Consider the following 19,262-nt stretch of genomic DNA (forward strand, 5'->3'; position numbering starts at 1 on the left):
TTAACTCATGGTTATGTACACATGTCAAGACAACCTAGTCAGAAAGAAAAAGCCAACTTGTATGGTTGACCTTTTCATAAGCAATAGCCCCTTTTTCTTTTGCGAGCTTCTGAAACGGCTTATTCGTTTTTACAATCCACACCTTTGTTCCAATCGGAATACGATCAAATAAATATTCCACATCTTGTTTCTTCATCCTTATACACCCTTGTGAAATATATTTCCCGATTGAACTTGGCTGATTTGTACCGTGAATACCATATTTACTCCCATCAGTACCTCGTGCATTAAACCCCATCCACCTAGACCCAAGTGGATTTTGGGGTGAACCACCAGGGATATCCTTCGCAATATAATAAGGATTTTTTGCCTTCATTACAATATCAAAAGTCCCCTCTGGTGTTAACTCGTTTGTTTTTCCAGTCGCTACAGGAAAAACTTTTTGAATTTTACCATCATCAATATAAGCAAGCTTATTCGTCTGCTTATTTACAATAATAAATGGATCTCCAGCACGCGGATTATCTCCAAGAGGCCAAATTGGTGAAAGAGAAAAACATAGTAGCAAGGATAGAAAATACGGCATGATTCATTCCTTCCCTCTATATAAGTTCTTTCACATTATCCTTCCCTTTAAACCTACTTTTAATGAGTAAATATTGCTCCATTTCATAAACAAGTTGAACAAGCTTCGCACGCATTTCAAATTCTTCACGGGTCTCAGGAAGTGGCATTTCCCTAAAAATCTCTCGCATTTCTTGTAATTGTCTAAGTGAAATAAGCCCCGTACTTTCAGGACGAATTGAGTTCCCAACGTTTTCAATCATTTCCGCAATCATATCTGATTGTTCATATGACCACGATAATGAGGCTGCAAGTGGCATAATCCGCTCCAAAATTTCAAATTGCTGCATACGCATATCAAAATATCGATAATAATAATCATCTTCTCGCATAAATTGATTTTCAAGCTTTTTGAAAGACAGCTCTTTTGCTTGCTTCAAAATGTTCTCTGTTTCAATTAATTCTTTTCCAGACCATGCGCTATCCCGATTTCGTAAATATACAGCCATCTCAAATAAAATCGTTTTAAAATTCCATTCTACTTTTTCTTGATAACCTTTTAATTTTTTTTCTGCACTTGGCATATACATATTTACTAACAAAGCCACACTAATCCCAATTGTTAAAACAGCTACTTCATTTCCAATCGCTGCCCATGTGATATGTTTTAATGAATATAAATGCATAACAATAACTGAACTTGTAACAATTCCTTCTTGAATCTTAAACATAACAGCTGTCGGAATAAAAGTAAGAAGTAACAAACTAATTGCAAGCGGCGTATAACCGATTGTTTCAAAAATACAAAATGAGAATGCCATTGATAACAAACAGGCCAAAAATCGATGTAAAGAGACTTGAAGTGATTTCCACTTCGTATTTTGTACACACAAAATAACCAAAATCCCCGCAGAACTATAAAATTCCAACCCGAATAGCTGAGCAATAAAAACCGCTACACCTGTTCCAACTGCTGTTTTCACTGTACGATATCCAATTCTAAACATATCATTGCTCCTATACATTCATTCTAATTTCCCAGCATATAAGTCACGGCTATGAAAATAAAAAGGTCTCTCCACTCATTTTCTCCCTTTGTTTTCACGTGGCATGGGGATAAAAAAGCAATGACCGATTCTATGCAAGGGCTGACGCTCTCTTCTCCCTAAAAGAAAAGGTTTTATATTGTTTTTTCAATCTGTATTTATATATATGTATACAGGTAGTTACAGTAAGTATAAAAAAAGGATGACAAACTGTCATCCTTTTCTCCTTATTATTCACGTAACTTTTACATGTTACAATATTTTTTGTAAAAATTCTTGCGCCCGCTTGCTCTTTGGTTCTGTAAAAAACTGTTCTGGGTGTGTATCTTCAACAAGTTTACCACCATCTAAAAAGAGCACACGATCAGCTACTTCTTTCGCAAAACCCATCTCATGTGTCACAATTGCCATCGTCATTCCAGTAGTCACTAAAGATTTCATTACTTCTAATACTTCCTTTACCATTTCAGGATCAAGTGCAGATGTTGGTTCATCAAATAGCATAACTTCTGGCTCCATTGCCAAAGCTCTGGCAATTGCAACACGCTGCTTTTGTCCGCCTGAAAGACGATTTGGATACGCGTCCTTTTTATCGAGCAGCCCTACTTTTTCAAGAAGCTCCTTTGCCTTTTTCTCCGCTTCCTGTTTTGTCACTCCTTTTACATTTACTGGTGCATACGTAATATTTTCTAATACAGTCATATGAGGGAATAAGTGAAAATGTTGAAACACCATACCAACATTTTCGCGAACATGCATAATATTCGTTTTCGGGTTAGTCACTTCGGCATTACCAATCCAAATGTTACCACTTGTAGGTGTTTCTAGTATGTTCATACAACGTAAAAATGTTGATTTCCCCGATCCAGACGGTCCAACAATCGCAACAACTTCGCCTTTTTCAATTGTTGTTGTAATGCCTTTTAATACTTCATTTTGTCCAAATGATTTATGAAGGTTTTCAACTTTAATCACTTTTCTTCATTCTCCCTTCAATTGCTTTCCCAACAAACGTAAGAATAATTACTAAAATATAGTAAACAAGTCCGACAAATAATAGCGGTTCAAGATATTTAAACGTTTCACCACCTACAATATAAGCACGGCGCATTAAATCTGTAGCACCAATTACCGTTACTACTGCTGACTCTTTTGTAAGTGTTGCAAACTCATTCACAAGCGCTGGTAATATATTTTTTAATGCTTGTGGCAAAATAATATTTCTCATCATTTTTCCATACGGAACACCTAATGCCATCGCAGCTTCTGTCTGTCCTTTATCAACTGCTTGAATACCTGCACGAATTATCTCTGACATATATGCACCTGAATTTAAACTAAATGCAAGTACTGCTGCTAAAAATGCAGGTATATCATATCCAATCATTTGCGGGACACCGAAATAAATAATCATTAATTGCAAGACGAGCGGTGTACCACGAAATATCGATGTATATAAATCAGCGGCGATATTTAATACTCTTATTCTAGCAATTTTGCAAAGTGCTAATAGCGTTCCGAGCATAAAACCAGCTATAGCAGATACTGCTACAATTTTCAGTGTAACTTCTAGACCCTTTAATATATATGGTATCGACGGAGTAATTGCCGAAAAATCTAAGTTCATCTTTTGTCATTCCTCTCACAGAAAATAGAAAGGCAGCTTACTTTCCGCTGCCAAACCATTTCTTCACTAATTTATCCATTTCACCATTCTCTTGCATTTTCTTAATTACTTTATTAAATTCTGCTGTTTTATCACTATTTTTCGGAAGGGCAATTGCTGCTCCTACTTCTTCTGGAGCTTCCTTGATTTCAATTCCTTGTAAATCTTTTATTTTGTCTAAATAATTTTTAGCAACTGTATCTTCTATAATGGCAGCGTCAAAGCGTCCAGCCTGAATTTCTTGTACAATTTCTGGTATACGGTCACGACCTTCCGCCTGGAAGTTCACTTGTTTTTTGAAGTCGTTTGCTTTTTCTTCTTGAATAGAACCTGTTTGTACTCCTACTTTTTTATCTTTTAAATCTTGTAATGATTTAATACCAGAATCCTTTTTCGAAACGATCATGTTTTTAGCAACAAAATATATATCTGTAAAATCGGCATTCTTCTTACGATCTGGATTTGGTGTCATACCTGCCATAACAAAATCAACTTTTCCTGAGCTAAGAGATGCTAGCAATCCTCCAAAATCCATATCCTTTATTTTCACTTCATAACCAAGTTCTTTTCCAATATATTTTGCAATATCTACATCAAAACCGATAATTTCATCACTCTTGGAAGCTTCTACATATTCATAAGGTTTATAGTCTGCTGAAGTTCCCATAATAAGTACTTTCTTATTTTTATTCGCTTCTTTTGTTTCTCCCTTACTACAAGCACTAAACATACTTACGATTAAAATAAGTGCAAATGAAATTGATAATAACTTCTTCATGTTTCTTCCCCCTAATAATGTATATTTAAAAGTTTTATAGAATTTTTATTCGATGTTTGTATTGTATCAGCGTTTTTATTTTTATGCAATAATTAAAATAAAAATAAATAATGTTTTTAATTATAATCAATATCTAATATGTTTTTTATGTATAAATTTTTGCATAATACATGTTTTTTATGTATATTCTCTTTCATGATATGCAACTAAGAATAAAGAAATTCAAATTCTATTAACCATTAAAGTGAGATTTTTCTACATATCCTTTCAATATGTGAAACTTCTAGCAAAAAGGAAATTTTTCTACTCCCCATCTTCCTCGTTTCACTCTAATTAGCAGGATACAAAAAAACGGTACAAACACATAAGTGTCTGTACCGTTTTTTCATTCTATTAAACCTCTTCACAATTCTCTTCAAAATACGATTGTAATTTTGCAATAACTTGCATTGGATCGTGACCTTCAATTTCATGGCGTTCAACCATCGTTACAATCTTTCCATCTTTTAATAATGCGAAAGACGGAGAAGATGGTGGATATCCTTCAAAATATTCACGTGCACGTGCTGTTGCCTCTTTGTCCTGACCTGCAAATACTGTTACAAGTTGATTTGGACGTTTATCATAGTGTACGGAATGTGCAGCAGCAGGGCGAGCAATACCACCTGCACAACCACATACTGAGTTTATCATTACAAGCGTTGTGCCCTCTTTTTTGAACGCTTCATCGACCGCTTCTGTTGTTGTTAATTCTGTATATCCAGCGGAAACAATTTCCTCACGCGCTTGACGGACAACATCATTCATAAAAAAGTTAAAGTTAATCAATGTTTTCCCTCCTCTAGATCTATCTATTTGTATCTTACCAGTTACTGTTTCAGAAGTACAAGTAAACTTACTTTTGTGTATAAATAAAACGTCTTAGAACAAGTGTCCTAAGACGTTTCTCTTAATGTCCACGATGCTTTTGTTTTGCTTTTTGCACTTTGATAAGACGTTTTTTCTGCTTTTCTGCTTCACGCTGTTCCTTAGATTGCACTCTTTTTTCCTGCTTATGCAATTCATAAGATAAACTAATTGCTTCTTGTGCTTTCGTAAAGCGCTTTGTATGCATTTCTTTCGCAGCTTCTCTTATGATACGCTTTATATTTTTTGGACGCTGTTTCTCTTTCACTTTAACACCACATCTGGCAAAGTGATTAAAATACTTTAGCATCATACCATTTACAAACAAAAGTATCTCTTCATCTGATGGCTCAGCACAAAAAATATACCTCGCTGCATACAAAGTTCCTTTATGTGTGTTCTCAATCATTCCTACAAAAAACTGACCATCGTGATATACTGTCAAATCCATTCGACAGCCCCTCCTTAGAAAAAATTAGAAATACTGGACATCCCGGAGGGGAAGGTTACTGACATACTAGTATGCGCCTGGACTACCAACCAGAACTGTGTTTTTGCATTTCTATATCCATTATACATCATTTTTACTTCATTTAACTTTTTTCCCTATATTTTCATATACTTCAATCATTTTTTTATGCGAACCTACAATATAATCTGGTAATCCTGTAATTGGAAAGAATTTAAGTTGAACTGCTTCCTCTTTATTGACAGATAGCAACCCTTCATATTCATTTGTATAATAAGCCGTCGTTACGGATTGAAATTCATCACCATTCGCTAATTTTATAAAGTAATTCGCTCCAGAGAACACATTAATGAGCTTTAAATTTTTTACATGAATCCCTGCTTCTTCATATACTTCACGGCAAGCTGTTTCTTCTGGTGATTCTCCAAGTTCCATCAAACCGCCAAGTAATCCCCATTTTCCGTACGGTTCTGTTCGTTGTTGTAGCAAAACATGTCCATCTTCATTCAATACGAGAACAACAGCACCAACTAAAATTAAAGGGCGATGACCAACTACTTTCCGTAATTCTTCTACATATCCCATCGAAACAAACCCTTCTTTTTTTATTTCGTTGTCCACACTATTGTATCATATGCAAGAAATGGTAAAATGCCATATTTTTTACTTTTTTATAAAGTAAAACTTTAATCAGTGGAGTTTTTCTCCCTCCCCAGTGATAATTCATTTTTATCAATTAGGCTTTTACGAGCAGCACATTCCCCCACCTAACTTTTTTTCTTTCCTTGCATTTTAATCTTGAACGCTAGACAAAATATTGATTTGTTCATTTTCATCTATAGTTGCTAATTGAATCAATTCAATTGATACTTTTTTTGATAATTCCTCCTTTGCCCATCTTTCCGTTTTCCCCAATAAAGTGAGCACATCCTTTTGAATTTTCCCGTCTTTTACAAGAATAAATGAAATAGGTGATTTTTTACCAGCTACTTTCATATCCTGCCGAGATACCGTTTCATATTCTGGATACTGAAATACCGAAACAACACCACTTGCTTCCCATAATGCTAATCTTATCGTTTTAATATCACTAGCACTTTGTAAGCGTAATTCAGAGAATAAATACTCTACTGTAATTCTTGCTTTTTTCAAATTATTAAAATCAATTGACCCATTATGTATAAGTATAATGGGCGATGGTTCTAAAAAGCGTCTCCATCGATCCCATTTCAACGCTAAAATCGAACTGACAATATAAAGAACAATGAGCATACATGTTGTAATCATCGATCCGAGTAAACCGACTCTTTCATCGGATAGTGCGTTAGAGAGATTCCCTTCCAACAATAGCACTAATACGACATCCAAAAAACGAAGCTGTGCAATGGAGCGTTGTCCCATTGCTTTAGCAACAAAAATTAAAAAAATATACGCTATGATAGCTCGAATCATCCATTCTATATAAGAAAGATGATGTGCCCCATTCAAAATATGCATATGCATGAATTTGCACTCCTTAATCATCACAAACTTTCACACTCCCTTTAGTTTGTGATGATTAAGAGCATCTATACAAAAAAGACCGATTCGCATGAAAACGAATCAGCCTTTTTACATAAAAATTAACTAACTGAAAACATATACTTTTTATAAGTTTTCCGCACCGATAAAACGAGCCCCATCATCATCATATTCGAGAATAAGGAACTTCCTCCATATGATAAAAACGGAAGCGCAATTCCTTTTACCGGCATTAATCCAACGATCATACCAACATTTTGGAAGATTTGTAGTGTTAAAACACCAATTATTCCTGCACATAATAATGTACCGAACAAATTATCTGCTGAATACCCAATTATAATTGTTCGATATAAAAGAAGAAGGAACATAAATACAATAAAAGCTGCAATTAAAAATCCACCTTCTTCAGCAATTGTAGCAAAAATGAAATCGGTATGCTTTTCGGGAATGTAGACACTTCCATATCCAAATCCTTTTCCATCCATTCCTCCACTACCCACCGCTAAAATTGATTGTTGTGTTTGATAACCTTGATCTGCGTGCTCAAATGGATCTAGCCATCCCAAAATTCGTGACTGTTGATGTGGCTTTAGTAAAGTAACCAATTTGTTGAAAAAAATATCTGGGTATTTCAAAAATATAAATACTAATGTGGACAATATGGTCAGTGGAATAACTGTACATATTGCAATTAACTTCTTTTGAATACCTGACATAAACAAAATACATGCGATCCCTGCAGCATATAGGAAAACCATCCCTGTATCAGGCTGACTATATACAATTAAAGCAGGTGGAATCGATACTAAAATAATCTTACCTACTAATATTAAATCAGTTTGAAAAGTTCGTACCATATATTTCGCATTATGCTTCACCGCTAAACTGGCAACTAAAATAAGCAACGCAATTTTGAAAAACTCTGATGGCTGAATTGCCCCAAGGACAGGGACACGAAACCATCTTTTTGCACCTAATATTTCAGGTGTTAAACCTTTAAATGGTGAAATCTTAAGTATGATAATAGAAGCAAATCCAACAATATACAATGGCCACGCTAATTTTTGCAACTGATCTAAATCAATACTTGCAACAAGTAGTAATAACACAATACCTATTATATAGTTAATCCCTTGTTTCATTGCAAAGTTCGCAGCTCCATATTGCCCTGTTTGTTGACTGCTATATATGGCAGCTATACTTGTAATGCATAAGACACACAAAATTAAAATTAATTTTACATCTAAACTTTTTAGAAACTCGGTACTTCTCTTCATGACACCCTCCTGAAACATTGTTAAGGCAAAATAAAAAATCAGGAGTCAATACGCTTCATGTTTTGACGGCTGATTGCACATTAATCTATAAAATACTTATATAGAATAACTTTCTTTTTCAAACAATACAATACATTATACTACAGTTTCGTCAGTAAGATTTGCCAAAAAAGGATTCTTTTTTTATTGTATATCTATATACTGAATATCAGCAATGTATTTTCATAAATTTATAATACATTGTTATTCATTGTCAGATTAATGGAAGGCATTTTTTATTGTGGAATACAAAGTGAAGAAGTATATCTTTTCTAAAGCAAAAAGCTCGCAGACGCGAGCTTTTTATTAATATACAGATGTATTATCCGCTGATACATTTTCAAGAATTTCTTTTACACGTCCTAAGAATTTACCACAAATCAAACCATCAAGTACGCGGTGATCAAGTGATAGACATAAGTTAACCATGTCACGTGCACCAAACATGCCATTATCCATAATTACTGGACGTTTTACAATAGATTCTACTTGTAAAATCGCAGCTTGTGGATAATTAATAATTCCCATGGACTGAACAGATCCAAATGATCCTGTGTTATTAATTGTAAATGTACCGCCTTGCATTTCGTCTGCTTTCAATGATTTTGTACGAACTTTTCCTGCAAGTTCTGTAATTTCACGAGCAATGCCTTTAATTGTTTTCTCATCTGCTTGTTTAATAACAGGTACAAATAACTCATCTTCTGTTGCAACTGCGATAGAAAGGTTAATATCCTTCTTCTGAACGATTTTATCGCCAGCCCACATTGAATTAATTTGCGGGTACTCTTTCAATGCTTGTGCAACTGCTTTTACAAAGAATGCAAAGAATGTTAAGTTGAAGCCTTCGCGTTTTTTGAACTCACCTTTAATTGAATTACGGTATGATACAAGGTTTGTTACATCTACTTCAATCATCATCCATGCATGTGGTGCTTCATGTTTACTACGCAGCATATTCGCAGCGATTGCTTTACGCACACCAGTCACTGGAATTTCGATATCTCCAGGTACAGTCGGTACAGACACTGGTTTTGTTGCTTCTGTTTTTGGTGCTGATGGTGCTGGCGTAGCTGATTTTGGCGCTTCCTGTTGTGTTGGTACAGAAGCAGGTGCTTCTTCTTTCTTTGCCCCAACTACCGGGATGTTACCAGATTCAACTAGCTTTAAAATATCTTTACGCGTAATACGGCCATTTGCCCCCGTACCTTCCACTGCATCTAAATCAATATTATGTTCACCTGCTAGTTTTAATACAGCTGGTGAAAAACGTGGTTTACCATCAGTTGGTTGCTTCACTTTTGGTGCTTTTCCAGATGAAGCTACTTCTACTTTTGGTTCCTCTTTTGTTTTCTCTTCTACAGTCGTGGCAGCTACTTCATCTGCTCCTTCTACTTGAATTACACAAACAACTTCACCTACAGCCAGTGTATCACCTTCACCAGCGATTAACTCTTTCACAATTCCAGTGAAAGAAGATGGCACTTCTGCATTTACTTTATCTGTCATTACTTCTGCAAGCGGATCATATTTATTTACATGATCGCCAACATTTACGAGCCATTTACTAATTGTACCTTCTGTTACACTTTCCCCAAGCTGAGGCATTGTAATATTTTCTACAGCCATGTATAGTCCCCCCGATTAAAATTCCGCAAGTTCACGCATTGCTTTTTCAACTTTATCTGGATTTACCATAAAGAATTTTTCCATTGTTGGTGCATATGGCATTGCTGGAACGTCTGGACCTGCAAGACGTGCAATTGGTGCATCTAAATCGAATAAGCAATTTTCTGCAATAATTGCTGCTACTTCACTTATGATGCTTCCTTCTTTATTATCTTCCGTTACAAGAAGAACTTTACCAGTTTTTGAAGCTGCTTCAATAATCGCTTCTTTATCTAATGGATACACAGTACGTAAATCAAGAATGTGAGCAGAAATGCCATCTTTCGCTAATTTTTCAGCAGCTTGAAGAGCAAAGTGAACACATAATCCATATGTGATGACCGTAATATCATCACCTTCACGTTTTACATCTGCCTTTCCGATTGGTAATACATAATCGTCCTCTGGTACTTCGCCTTTAATTAAACGATATGCACGTTTATGTTCAAAGAATAGTACTGGATCTTCATCACGAATTGCTGCTTTTAATAATCCTTTTGCATCATATGGTGTAGAAGGAATGACAATTTTTAAACCTGGTTGATTTGCGAACATTGCTTCTACAGACTGCGAATGATATAACGCACCATGAACACCGCCACCAAATGGTGCACGTATAGTAACTGGACAAGTCCAGTCGTTATTAGAACGGTAACGAATTTTCGCTGCCTCAGAAACAATTTGGTTTACTGCCGGCATAATGAAATCAGCAAATTGCATTTCAGCAATTGGACGCATTCCGTACATTGCCGCACCAATTGCTACCCCAGCAATTGCAGATTCTGCAAGCGGTGTATCAAGGGCACGATCTTCACCAAATTGATCATACAATCCAGTTGTCGCTTTAAATACGCCACCTTTTTTACCAACGTCTTCTCCTAATACAAATACTTTCTCATCGCGTTCCATTTCCTCGCGCATCGCTAATGTAATCGCGTCAATATAAGACATTACAGCCATGAAACGTTCCCCCCTATTCTGCGTATACGTGCTTCAATGCGTCTTCAGGTGCTGCATACGGAGCATTTTCTGCATATTCTGTAGCTTCGTTTACGATATGCATAATTTCATCTAACAGTTGTTTTTCAGATTCCTCTGTTAACACGCCAACTTCCTTTAAATAAGCAGCAAATGTAAAGATTGAATCCTTTTTCTTTGCCTCTTCTACTTCTTCTTTATCACGATATACACGATCATCGTCATCACTAGAGTGTGCTGTTAAACGATATGATACCGTTTCAATTAAAGTTGGACCTTCACCTTTGCGGCCACGATCAGCTGCTTCTTTTACAGCTTTATATACTGCAAGTGGATCATTTCCGTCTACTGTATATCCTGGCATACCATAACCAATCGCACGATCTGATACATTCTTACATGCTAATTGCTTTTCAACAGGAATAGAAATTGCATATTTGTTATTCTCACACATGAAAATAACAGGCAATTTGTGTACACCAGCAAAGTTTGCACCTTCGTGGAAGTCACCCTGGTTAGAAGAACCTTCACCAAATGTTACAAACGTTACTAAATCTTTCTTCTCCATCTTTCCAGCTAAAGCAATACCAACTGCATGCGGTACTTGCGTTGTAACTGGAGACGATCCTGTCACAATACGGTTTTTCTTTTGACCGAAGTGACCAGGCATTTGACGGCCACCAGAGTTTGGGTCTCCTGCTTTTGCAAAGCCAGATAACATAAGCTCTTTTGCTGTCATACCAAATGCTAGTACTACACCCATATCACGATAATATGGCAATGCATAATCTTTTTCGCGATCAAGTGCAAATGCTGCACCTACTTGCGCAGCTTCCTGTCCTTGACAAGAAATTACGAATGGAATTTTCCCTGCACGGTTTAACAACCACATACGTTCGTCAATTTTACGTGCAAGTAACATCGTACGATACATTTCTAATACTTGCTCATCACTTAAGCCAAGTTCTTCATGGCGCTTTTCTTTTACTTCTGCCATTTTTATAACCTCCTAAATCCACATTTTTATGCGTGTAACGCTTTTCCATCTACTGCTAACGCAGCTTCACCAATCGCTTCTGATAATGATGGATGCGGATGAATTGTATGTGCCACTTCCCAAGGTGTTGCATCAAGCACTCTTGCAAGACCTGCTTCAGAAATCATATCCGTTACATGTGGACCAATCATATGAACACCAAGAATATCATTTGTTTCTTCATCAACTACAAGTTTGACAAAGCCATCTGATTCGCCGTATACAAGCGCTTTTCCTATTGCACGGAATGAGAATTTACCTACTTTTAATTTATAACCTTTTTCTTTTGCTTCTTGTTCCGTTAAACCAACAGAAGCTACTTCTGGACTACTGTATACACATTTCGATACCATAGAGTAATCGATTGGCATAACTTCTTTACCAGCTATATGTTCTACAGCAACAATACCTTCATGAGAAGCAACGTGTGCAAGCTGTAAGCCGCCGATTACATCACCAATTGCATAAATATGTGATTCTTTCGTTTGATAAAATTCATTTGTTTGAATGTATCCTTTTTCTACGACAATTTCTGTATTCTCTAAACCGATATTTTGTGTATTCGCTTGTCTTCCTACAGATACAAGCATTTTTTCTGCCTTGAATTCTTTATTTTCACCATTGTGTTCTGCTTGAATTGCTACTCCATTATCTTTTACCAATGTTTCTGGTAATACTTTTGCACCCGTCACTACTTTAATACCTTTTTTCTTGAATAGACGTTGCATTTCTTTAGAAACATCTTGATCCTCAAGCGGCAGGACATGTTTTGCATATTCTAAAACAGTAACTTCTACACCGAAGTCAGCAAGCATAGATGCCCATTCAATCCCAATTACACCGCCGCCCACAATAATAATGGACTTCGGAAGTGTTTCCATTTTTAAAGCATGATCTGATGACATTACATATTCTCCATCTAATTCTAAACCTGGTAATGAATTTGGACGAGATCCTGTTGCAATCAGAACATTTTTTGGAATAAGCATTTCATTCTCTTCACCACTTGCAAGTTCAACCGAAATGGTTCCTGGCATTGGAGAGAAGATAGAAGGTCCAAGGATTCGGCCGATACCTTCAAACACATCAATTTTACCTTGCTTCATTAAATGTTGAACGCCTTTATGAAGCTGCGTTACAATTTTTTCTTTACGGTCTTGCACTTTTGCAAAGTTTAATTCTACATTGCTCGTTACAACGCCAAACTCTTCACTCTTTTTCGTAGTTGCATATACTTCAGCACTGCGTAGCAATGCTTTACTAGGGATACACCCTTTGTGTAAGCAAGTTCCGCCAAGATTATCTTTTTCAACAAGCGCTGTTTTTAGCCCTAATTGTGATGCACGAATAGCAGCAACATATCCACCAGTACCGCCGCCAACGATGACTAAATCATATTCTTTTGCCATTATCTCAACCCCTAGCTACCGTTTCTTTTTCTCGTACAACATACTCTTTTGGAGCTTCTTCCTCACGTAACACACGAAGCGCTCCTTCTGCTAATGCTTGTAATTCATCTTCTCCAGGATGTACAATGACATCTGCAATCCAATGAACACGCTCTTTAATTTCATCAACAAGGATTTTACTATATGCAAGTCCACCTGTTAAAACAATTGCATCGACTTTCCCATGAAGAACGGCACTTGCCCCACCAATTTCTTTTGCAACTTGGTACGCCATTGCTTTGTAAATAAGTGTTGCCTCAGGATCACCTTTCTCAACCATGTTTTCAACCTTAATTGCATCATTTGTGCCAATGAGACTCACTAACCCGCCTTGTCCAACAATCTTTTTCATCATTTCATCGCGGTAATACTCACCAGAGAAACACATTTCAACTAACTGTCCAACTGGTACTGTTCCAGCACGTTCTGGACTAAATGGCCCTTCTCCGTTTAAGCCATTATTTACATCGATAACTTTTCCATTTTTATGAGCACCAACTGTAATCCCACCGCCCATATGAGCAATTAATAGGTTTAAGTCTTCATATTTACGATCAAGCTCTGCTGCAACCTTACGAGCTACCGCTTTTTGATTTAACGCATGAAAAATACTTTTCCGCTCCATGCCAGCTATTCCACTAATGCGTGCAATCGGTGCCATTTCATCAACAACAACTGGATCAACGATGAATGCCGGAATATTTAATCCAGAAGCGATTTCATATGCTAAAATCCCTCCAAGATTTGATGCATGATGACCGCTATATCCACTTTTCAAATCTTCTAACATCGATTCATTTACTGTATACGTACCACCTTCAATCGGACGAAGTAATCCCCCGCGGCCACAAACAGCGTTTAATTTCGAAATATTAATACCATGAGAATGAAGAACTTCTAAAATGGTTTCTTTTCGGAATTCATATTGATCAATAATTCGTTTATATTTCCCAATTTTATCTACATCATGACGAATCGTTTCTTCTAGAACAGGTCTTTCATTATCAAAAACACCTATTTTTGTTGATGTACTACCCGGATTAATAACAAGGATTCGATTTAAAGACAATGTTGCTACCTCCACCTTTAAATTCAAAAGGCAGTGGAAACCTCATAAGAGGTAACCACAGCTTTTGTAAAATTTATATATGATAGATTAGCGACGGCTAATAATGTCATGGCCGTTGCGTAAGAATGTACTACGTGTATTTTTTAAACTTGCAATACGCTCTTCAGCTAGACGATCTGCTGCAAGATAAGTTGGTACACCATCACGTTTTGAAATTTCAATTACTTTTGCAATTGTGTCATAAATAGATTCTACGCGTTTTAATGCACGTTCTCTATTGTATCCATATAACTCATCCGCTACGTTAATTACGCCGCCCGCATTAATTACATAATCCGGTGCATATACAATTCCCATTTCATGAATCGTATCGCCATGACGATCTTCTTTTAATTGGTTATTTGCAGAACCCGCAATTACTTTTGCTTTCAGTTGTGGAATTGTCTCATCATTCACTGTTGCCCCTAGTGCACATGGTGCGTAAATGTCACATTCTACACCGTAAATTTCGTTTGGCTCAACTGCTGTTGCACCAAATTCTTCTACTGCACGTTGTACTGCTTCTTTATTAATGTCTGTAACGATTAATTGTGCTCCCTCAGCATGTAAATGTTTGCATAAGTGATATGCTACGTTTCCAACACCTTGAACAGCAATTACTTTTCCTTCTAAGCTATCTGTACCAAATGCTTCTTTTGCTGCTGCTTTCATACCACGGTAAACACCATAAGCAGTTACTGGAGATGGGTTACCAGAAGAACCGAATGAAGGTGAAATACCTGTTACAAAGTCAGTCTCTTCATGAATAATATCCATATCATCAACCGTTGTACCAACATCTTCTGCAGTAATATAACGACCGTTTAAGCCTTGGATATAACGTCCTAGCGCACGGAACATTGCTTCACTTTTATCTTTACGTGGGTCACCGATGATAACTGTTTTTGCACCACCTAAGTTTAAACCAGCTGCTGCGTTTTTATATGTCATCCCTTTTGCAAGACGCAATGCATCTTCAATCGCCGCTTCTTCAGAATCATATGTCCACATTCTTGTTCCACCAAGTGCCGGTCCAAGTGTTGTATCATGAATTGCAATGATTGCTTTTAATCCAGATTCTTTATCTTGACAAAATACTACTTGCTCATAATCATATTTTTCTAAGTATTCGAAGATTTCTAATGTCATTGTCATTTCCCCCTAATTGTTTTTACCCTTTTGGTTTATTTAGAAGCAGTCGCAACTGCTAAAGCTAATGAATATACTTTTGTTTCTGCCGAATCGGCACGAGATGTTAAAACAATTGGTGCTTTCGCGCCAGCAATCATCGCTCCTACATTTGCATTTGCAAAATAAACAAGCGATTTATATAGCACGTTTCCGGCTTCAATCGTTGGGACGAGTAAAATGTCTGCCTTACCTGCTACATCACTTACAATGCCTTTGTGTTCTGCTGCAATTTGTGATACAGCATTATCTAAAGCAAGTGGTCCATCAACGACACAATTTTTAATTTGTCCACGACGATTCATTTGTGTCAACATTGCTGCATCAATTGTTGCCTGCATTGCTGGATTAATAACTTCCACCGCTGCAACTGGAGCCACTTTCGGTAATTCAATTCCTATTGCCCGGGCAACTTCAACAGTATTTTGTATAATAGCAGCTTTTTGCTGTACATCAGGTGCAATATTCATCGCTGCATCTGTGACGAAAATAAAGCGATCATAATTTGGAACTTCAAATGCCGCTACATGCGATAATACGCTACCTTTGCGAAGTCCCCACTCTTTATTTAATACTGCTTTTAAAATACTTGCTGTTGGGATGTTCCCCTTCATAAGCACATCGGCTTCACCATTTCTTACTGCCTTAACAGAAAGTTCCGCAGCCTCGATATTTGATGATGCTGCAATCACTTGAACATGGTCTGAAGCTTGTAATCCATGCTCTTGTAACATACCCATAATTATTTCTTGATTTCCATATAGACGAAATTGAGCTAACTGTAATTGTATTGCTTTAACTACTGCCTCAATTACTTCATGATCTTCAGCTACTGCCACTGCCACAGTTTTTCTTGGCTTTCCGGCTGCTTGATCAATTAGGTTTTGCAACTTCATATTTTGTAATCAACCCTTTCCGTCGTCCCTCGTCTATTTAATAAGCAAATACCGTGCCAACTTTTTAAAGTGGTCATACCAATTATGAAAACGTATACAAAATGCAGTAAAATCAGTACTTTGAAAAATCACATAATATTCTGTCTTAAAATGTCGTTTTTTATATACCATGCAATAAATTGCATGGTACGCAATTTATTGCATGCTATTTTTTGCATGGTCATACTTTTCTAACTTATAATATAAATTTCGAACTGAAATTCCTAACGCTTTTGCCGTCTTTGTTTTATTCCCTTCAAATTCCTCTAAATATTCATGTATAATATTCCCTTCAAATTCTGTTACTAAGTGTTCAAGAGACCTTTCTTCTAATTTAGGTAGCAAACTAGTCCCCTTTACCTCCACTTGATCTCCCTTATGCAAAGAAGGTAAATGATGCACCTCAATATACATTTCATTATAGTTCATAAAAATAATGGCCCGTCCCAAAATATTTTCAAGCTCTCTCACATTCCCAGGCCAATCATACGATTGCAAATATTCAATAGCCGCTTCTGTTAACCCTTCTACATTACGGCCATAATCTTGGTTAATTTTTTGAATCAATCGTTCTGATATAACAGGAATATCTTCCTTCCGCTGACGAAGAGAAGGAATTTGGATCGGAATTTTATTTAAGCGATAATATAAGTCTTCTCGAAACTCACCTTCCAAAATTGCTTTTTCTAAATTTACATGTGTGGCTGCAATAACCCGAACATTAATAGGAATCGGTTTTGTCCCTCCCACCTTCACAATCTCTTTCTCCTGTAAAACACGCAGTAATTTCGCTTGTGTACTTGCAGAAACTTCTCCAATCTCATCTAAAAAAATACTCCCATTGTTCGCTTCTTCAAAAAAGCCACGTTTACCGCCTCTTCTCGCACCAGAAAATGCTCCTTCTTCATAACCAAAAAGTTCACTTTCTAATAGCGTTTCTGAAATAGCAGCACAGTTCACACGCACAAATTTATTGTACTTCCGATTACTCCCATTATGAATAGCATGCGCAAATAACTCTTTTCCAGTTCCTGACTCCCCTCGGAGCAATACAGTTGCCGGTGTATTCGCTCCAAGTTTTGCTTGTTCAATTGCGGCCATCGTTTCATCAGACGTCCCCACAATATCCTCAAAAGAATATTTTGCTTCGAGCGTTCGAATAATTTGTCTTGCCCGATTTAATTCATGCGTTAACTTTTGAATTTCTGACACATCACGAATAACACCAACGCTGCCCTTCAATATACCATCAACAATAACCGGTGCCACATTTACAACTACATCTCGTTTTTTCTGTCCAATCTTCATATGTATCCCCCGAACAGCTCTACGCGTCCGAAGTACTTTCATATGCATACTCTCGCCTTCTACAATATCAGTCGTCGCCGGTTTCCCAATAATGTCATCCTCGTTTAGACCGGTTAATTTTGTATAAGCAGGATTAATTACAAGACCTCTCCCCTTCTCATCTACAACAGAAATCGCTTCCTCAGACGAATGAATGATCGCTTCTAATAATGTTTGAATTTCTTTTAAATCTGTAACCTCTTCCGCCAAGTCTACAACTTCTGTAATATCTTTAAAAATTGCAAATGCCCCTTGAACCTCTCCGTCTTCTTTCAAAATAGGAATACGCGTTGTAATAATCTTCTTTCCATTCCCTAATGTCAATTCATGATTCACTTCTATTTGTTTCGTTCGTATAATGCGAAGTAATTTACTAGTCGGGATTACTTCGAAAATGTATTTCCCTACCGCTTCCCCGGACTTATAACCTGTTATACGTTCTGCACTTTTATTAAATAATTTTACATACCCTTCTGAATCAATCACGATCATTCCATCATGAGTGGAATTTAAAATTAAATTCCCTTGCTGCGTTTGTTCTTTTAATTTTTCAATTAGCTCTTCCTTCTCATGTGCCAACCTCGTAACAATCTTCGCAATATCTCCTGGTATCAAAAGGGTGTTTTCTCGTTTGCTTTCTAAAAGAACTTTATGTAATTGATAATCCCCTGTCATATCAAACATCACATCAATATCAGTTGCCAAAAAGGGCTCTATATTCGTTCCAATTGCAATATGTCGTTCTTTTGCAAGTTGCAATCCTTTCGCCTTTGGATTTATATCAATCATCCCTATAATCTCAAATATATTTGAACTCTGTAGCAAGCTCAAAATCGTACTTCCACCTTCGCCCGCTCCAATAATTAACACTTTTTGTTTCACACATTACACTTCCCCTCGAAGTATCTCTGCAAAATTTTGCACACCCTTATCTTACTCGTTCAGCCTCCTCTTGACAAACCCCCTTTTTATATAACATCATTTAATATATACAAAATTATCTGAAAAGGAGCATTACCTATGCAGCGTTACTTCGCTCTTCTCTTAGCACTTATTCCCATTTCATTAGCAGTGCTAGGGATAAAACTAATGAGAGATACTGTATTCGGTATCCTTTTATCTCCCATTCCTGTATTGTGGTTGCAATTTTTAATAGGTGTATTCTGCTTTGCAATCGGTTTTTATATCTTTGGCGGCTTCGTATTATACCGCGATCGTAAGCGAAATAAAGTTCAAGCCCGTTTTCGAAGATAAGTAAACATAAAAAATGAGACCTTCTTTCATT

The 19,262-nt window shown here is 36.7% G+C and carries 19 protein-coding genes; 1 reads left to right on the forward strand and 18 read right to left on the reverse strand.

From position 1 onward, the window contains the following. Window positions 1–34 precede the first annotated feature (34 nt). The 18 genes from QRY57_RS20545 to QRY57_RS20630 form a co-directional block, all read right to left on the reverse strand. Window positions 35–586: a L,D-transpeptidase gene (locus QRY57_RS20545; protein ID WP_026590017.1), complete on the reverse strand. Its 552-nt coding sequence runs from the start codon at window positions 584–586 to the stop codon at window positions 35–37. A 16-nt stretch (window positions 587–602) separates the two neighbouring features. Next, window positions 603–1,571 carry an aromatic acid exporter family protein gene (locus QRY57_RS20550; protein WP_026590016.1) on the reverse strand — a complete coding sequence of 323 codons (969 nt, stop codon included), beginning with the start codon at window positions 1,569–1,571 and terminating at the stop codon, window positions 603–605. 291 nt (window positions 1,572–1,862) lie between these two features. After that, window positions 1,863–2,585, reverse strand: a complete 723-nt coding sequence (locus QRY57_RS20555; RefSeq protein ID WP_026590015.1) for an amino acid ABC transporter ATP-binding protein — start codon at window positions 2,583–2,585, stop codon at window positions 1,863–1,865. Then, window positions 2,578–3,237: an amino acid ABC transporter permease gene (locus tag QRY57_RS20560; protein ID WP_026590014.1), complete on the reverse strand. Its 660-nt coding sequence runs from the start codon at window positions 3,235–3,237 to the stop codon at window positions 2,578–2,580. The genes QRY57_RS20555 and QRY57_RS20560 overlap by 8 nt, the downstream gene beginning before the upstream one ends. A 37-nt stretch (window positions 3,238–3,274) precedes the next feature. Continuing rightward, complete coding sequence (locus QRY57_RS20565) at window positions 3,275–4,054, reverse strand: transporter substrate-binding domain-containing protein (protein ID WP_026590013.1); 780 nt, start codon at window positions 4,052–4,054, stop codon at window positions 3,275–3,277. Window positions 4,055–4,447: 393 nt separating this feature from the next. Then, window positions 4,448–4,861: a BrxA/BrxB family bacilliredoxin gene (locus QRY57_RS20570; RefSeq protein WP_208019136.1), complete on the reverse strand. Its 414-nt coding sequence runs from the start codon at window positions 4,859–4,861 to the stop codon at window positions 4,448–4,450. A gap of 142 nt (window positions 4,862–5,003) precedes the next feature. Further along, entirely contained in the window at window positions 5,004–5,411 is a 408-nt protein-coding gene (locus QRY57_RS20575; protein ID WP_286015987.1) for a YjdF family protein, read from the reverse strand. A gap of 138 nt (window positions 5,412–5,549) precedes the next feature. Next, entirely contained in the window at window positions 5,550–6,014 is a 465-nt protein-coding gene (locus tag QRY57_RS20580) for an NUDIX hydrolase (RefSeq protein WP_208019137.1), read from the reverse strand. Window positions 6,015–6,221: 207 nt separating this feature from the next. Then, on the reverse strand, window positions 6,222–6,932 hold the full coding sequence (locus QRY57_RS20585) for a DUF421 domain-containing protein (RefSeq protein ID WP_286015988.1): 711 nt from the start codon (window positions 6,930–6,932) through the stop codon (window positions 6,222–6,224). A gap of 119 nt (window positions 6,933–7,051) precedes the next feature. After that, window positions 7,052–8,230 carry an FtsW/RodA/SpoVE family cell cycle protein gene (locus QRY57_RS20590; protein ID WP_286015989.1) on the reverse strand — a complete coding sequence of 393 codons (1,179 nt, stop codon included), beginning with the start codon at window positions 8,228–8,230 and terminating at the stop codon, window positions 7,052–7,054. A gap of 345 nt (window positions 8,231–8,575) precedes the next feature. Beyond that, on the reverse strand, window positions 8,576–9,898 hold the full coding sequence (locus QRY57_RS20595) for a dihydrolipoamide acetyltransferase family protein (protein WP_286015990.1): 1,323 nt from the start codon (window positions 9,896–9,898) through the stop codon (window positions 8,576–8,578). Between the two features lie 15 nt (window positions 9,899–9,913). Beyond that, window positions 9,914–10,897 (reverse strand): 3-methyl-2-oxobutanoate dehydrogenase subunit beta, encoded by a 984-nt coding sequence (bfmBAB, locus tag QRY57_RS20600; RefSeq protein ID WP_026590006.1) that lies wholly within the window; start codon window positions 10,895–10,897, stop codon window positions 9,914–9,916. Window positions 10,898–10,910: 13 nt separating this feature from the next. After that, window positions 10,911–11,912 (reverse strand): 3-methyl-2-oxobutanoate dehydrogenase subunit alpha, encoded by a 1,002-nt coding sequence (gene bfmBAA / locus QRY57_RS20605; protein ID WP_286015991.1) that lies wholly within the window; start codon window positions 11,910–11,912, stop codon window positions 10,911–10,913. A 26-nt stretch (window positions 11,913–11,938) separates the two neighbouring features. Next, window positions 11,939–13,360 (reverse strand): dihydrolipoyl dehydrogenase, encoded by a 1,422-nt coding sequence (lpdA, locus tag QRY57_RS20610; protein ID WP_286015992.1) that lies wholly within the window; start codon window positions 13,358–13,360, stop codon window positions 11,939–11,941. Window positions 13,361–13,364: 4 nt separating this feature from the next. Continuing rightward, window positions 13,365–14,468, reverse strand: coding sequence for a butyrate kinase (gene buk / locus QRY57_RS20615; RefSeq protein WP_026590003.1), 1,104 nt, complete (start codon window positions 14,466–14,468; stop codon window positions 13,365–13,367). Window positions 14,469–14,555: 87 nt separating this feature from the next. After that, window positions 14,556–15,656 (reverse strand): leucine dehydrogenase, encoded by a 1,101-nt coding sequence (locus QRY57_RS20620; protein ID WP_208019131.1) that lies wholly within the window; start codon window positions 15,654–15,656, stop codon window positions 14,556–14,558. 35 nt (window positions 15,657–15,691) lie between these two features. Further along, window positions 15,692–16,591, reverse strand: a complete 900-nt coding sequence (gene yqiS / locus QRY57_RS20625; protein ID WP_026590001.1) for a phosphate butyryltransferase — start codon at window positions 16,589–16,591, stop codon at window positions 15,692–15,694. 195 nt (window positions 16,592–16,786) lie between these two features. Further along, window positions 16,787–18,859, reverse strand: a complete 2,073-nt coding sequence (locus QRY57_RS20630; protein ID WP_090687446.1) for a sigma-54 interaction domain-containing protein — start codon at window positions 18,857–18,859, stop codon at window positions 16,787–16,789. 138 nt (window positions 18,860–18,997) lie between these two features. On the opposite strand from QRY57_RS20630, the gene QRY57_RS20635 reads away from it, so the two are divergent. Continuing rightward, entirely contained in the window at window positions 18,998–19,231 is a 234-nt protein-coding gene (locus QRY57_RS20635; protein ID WP_026589999.1) for a DUF2627 domain-containing protein, read from the forward strand. The last annotated feature ends 31 nt before the right edge of the window (window positions 19,232–19,262 follow it).

This window comes from Bacillus arachidis (assembly GCF_030285945.1).
GTDB lineage: Bacteria > Bacillota > Bacilli > Bacillales > Bacillaceae_G > Bacillus_A > Bacillus_A arachidis.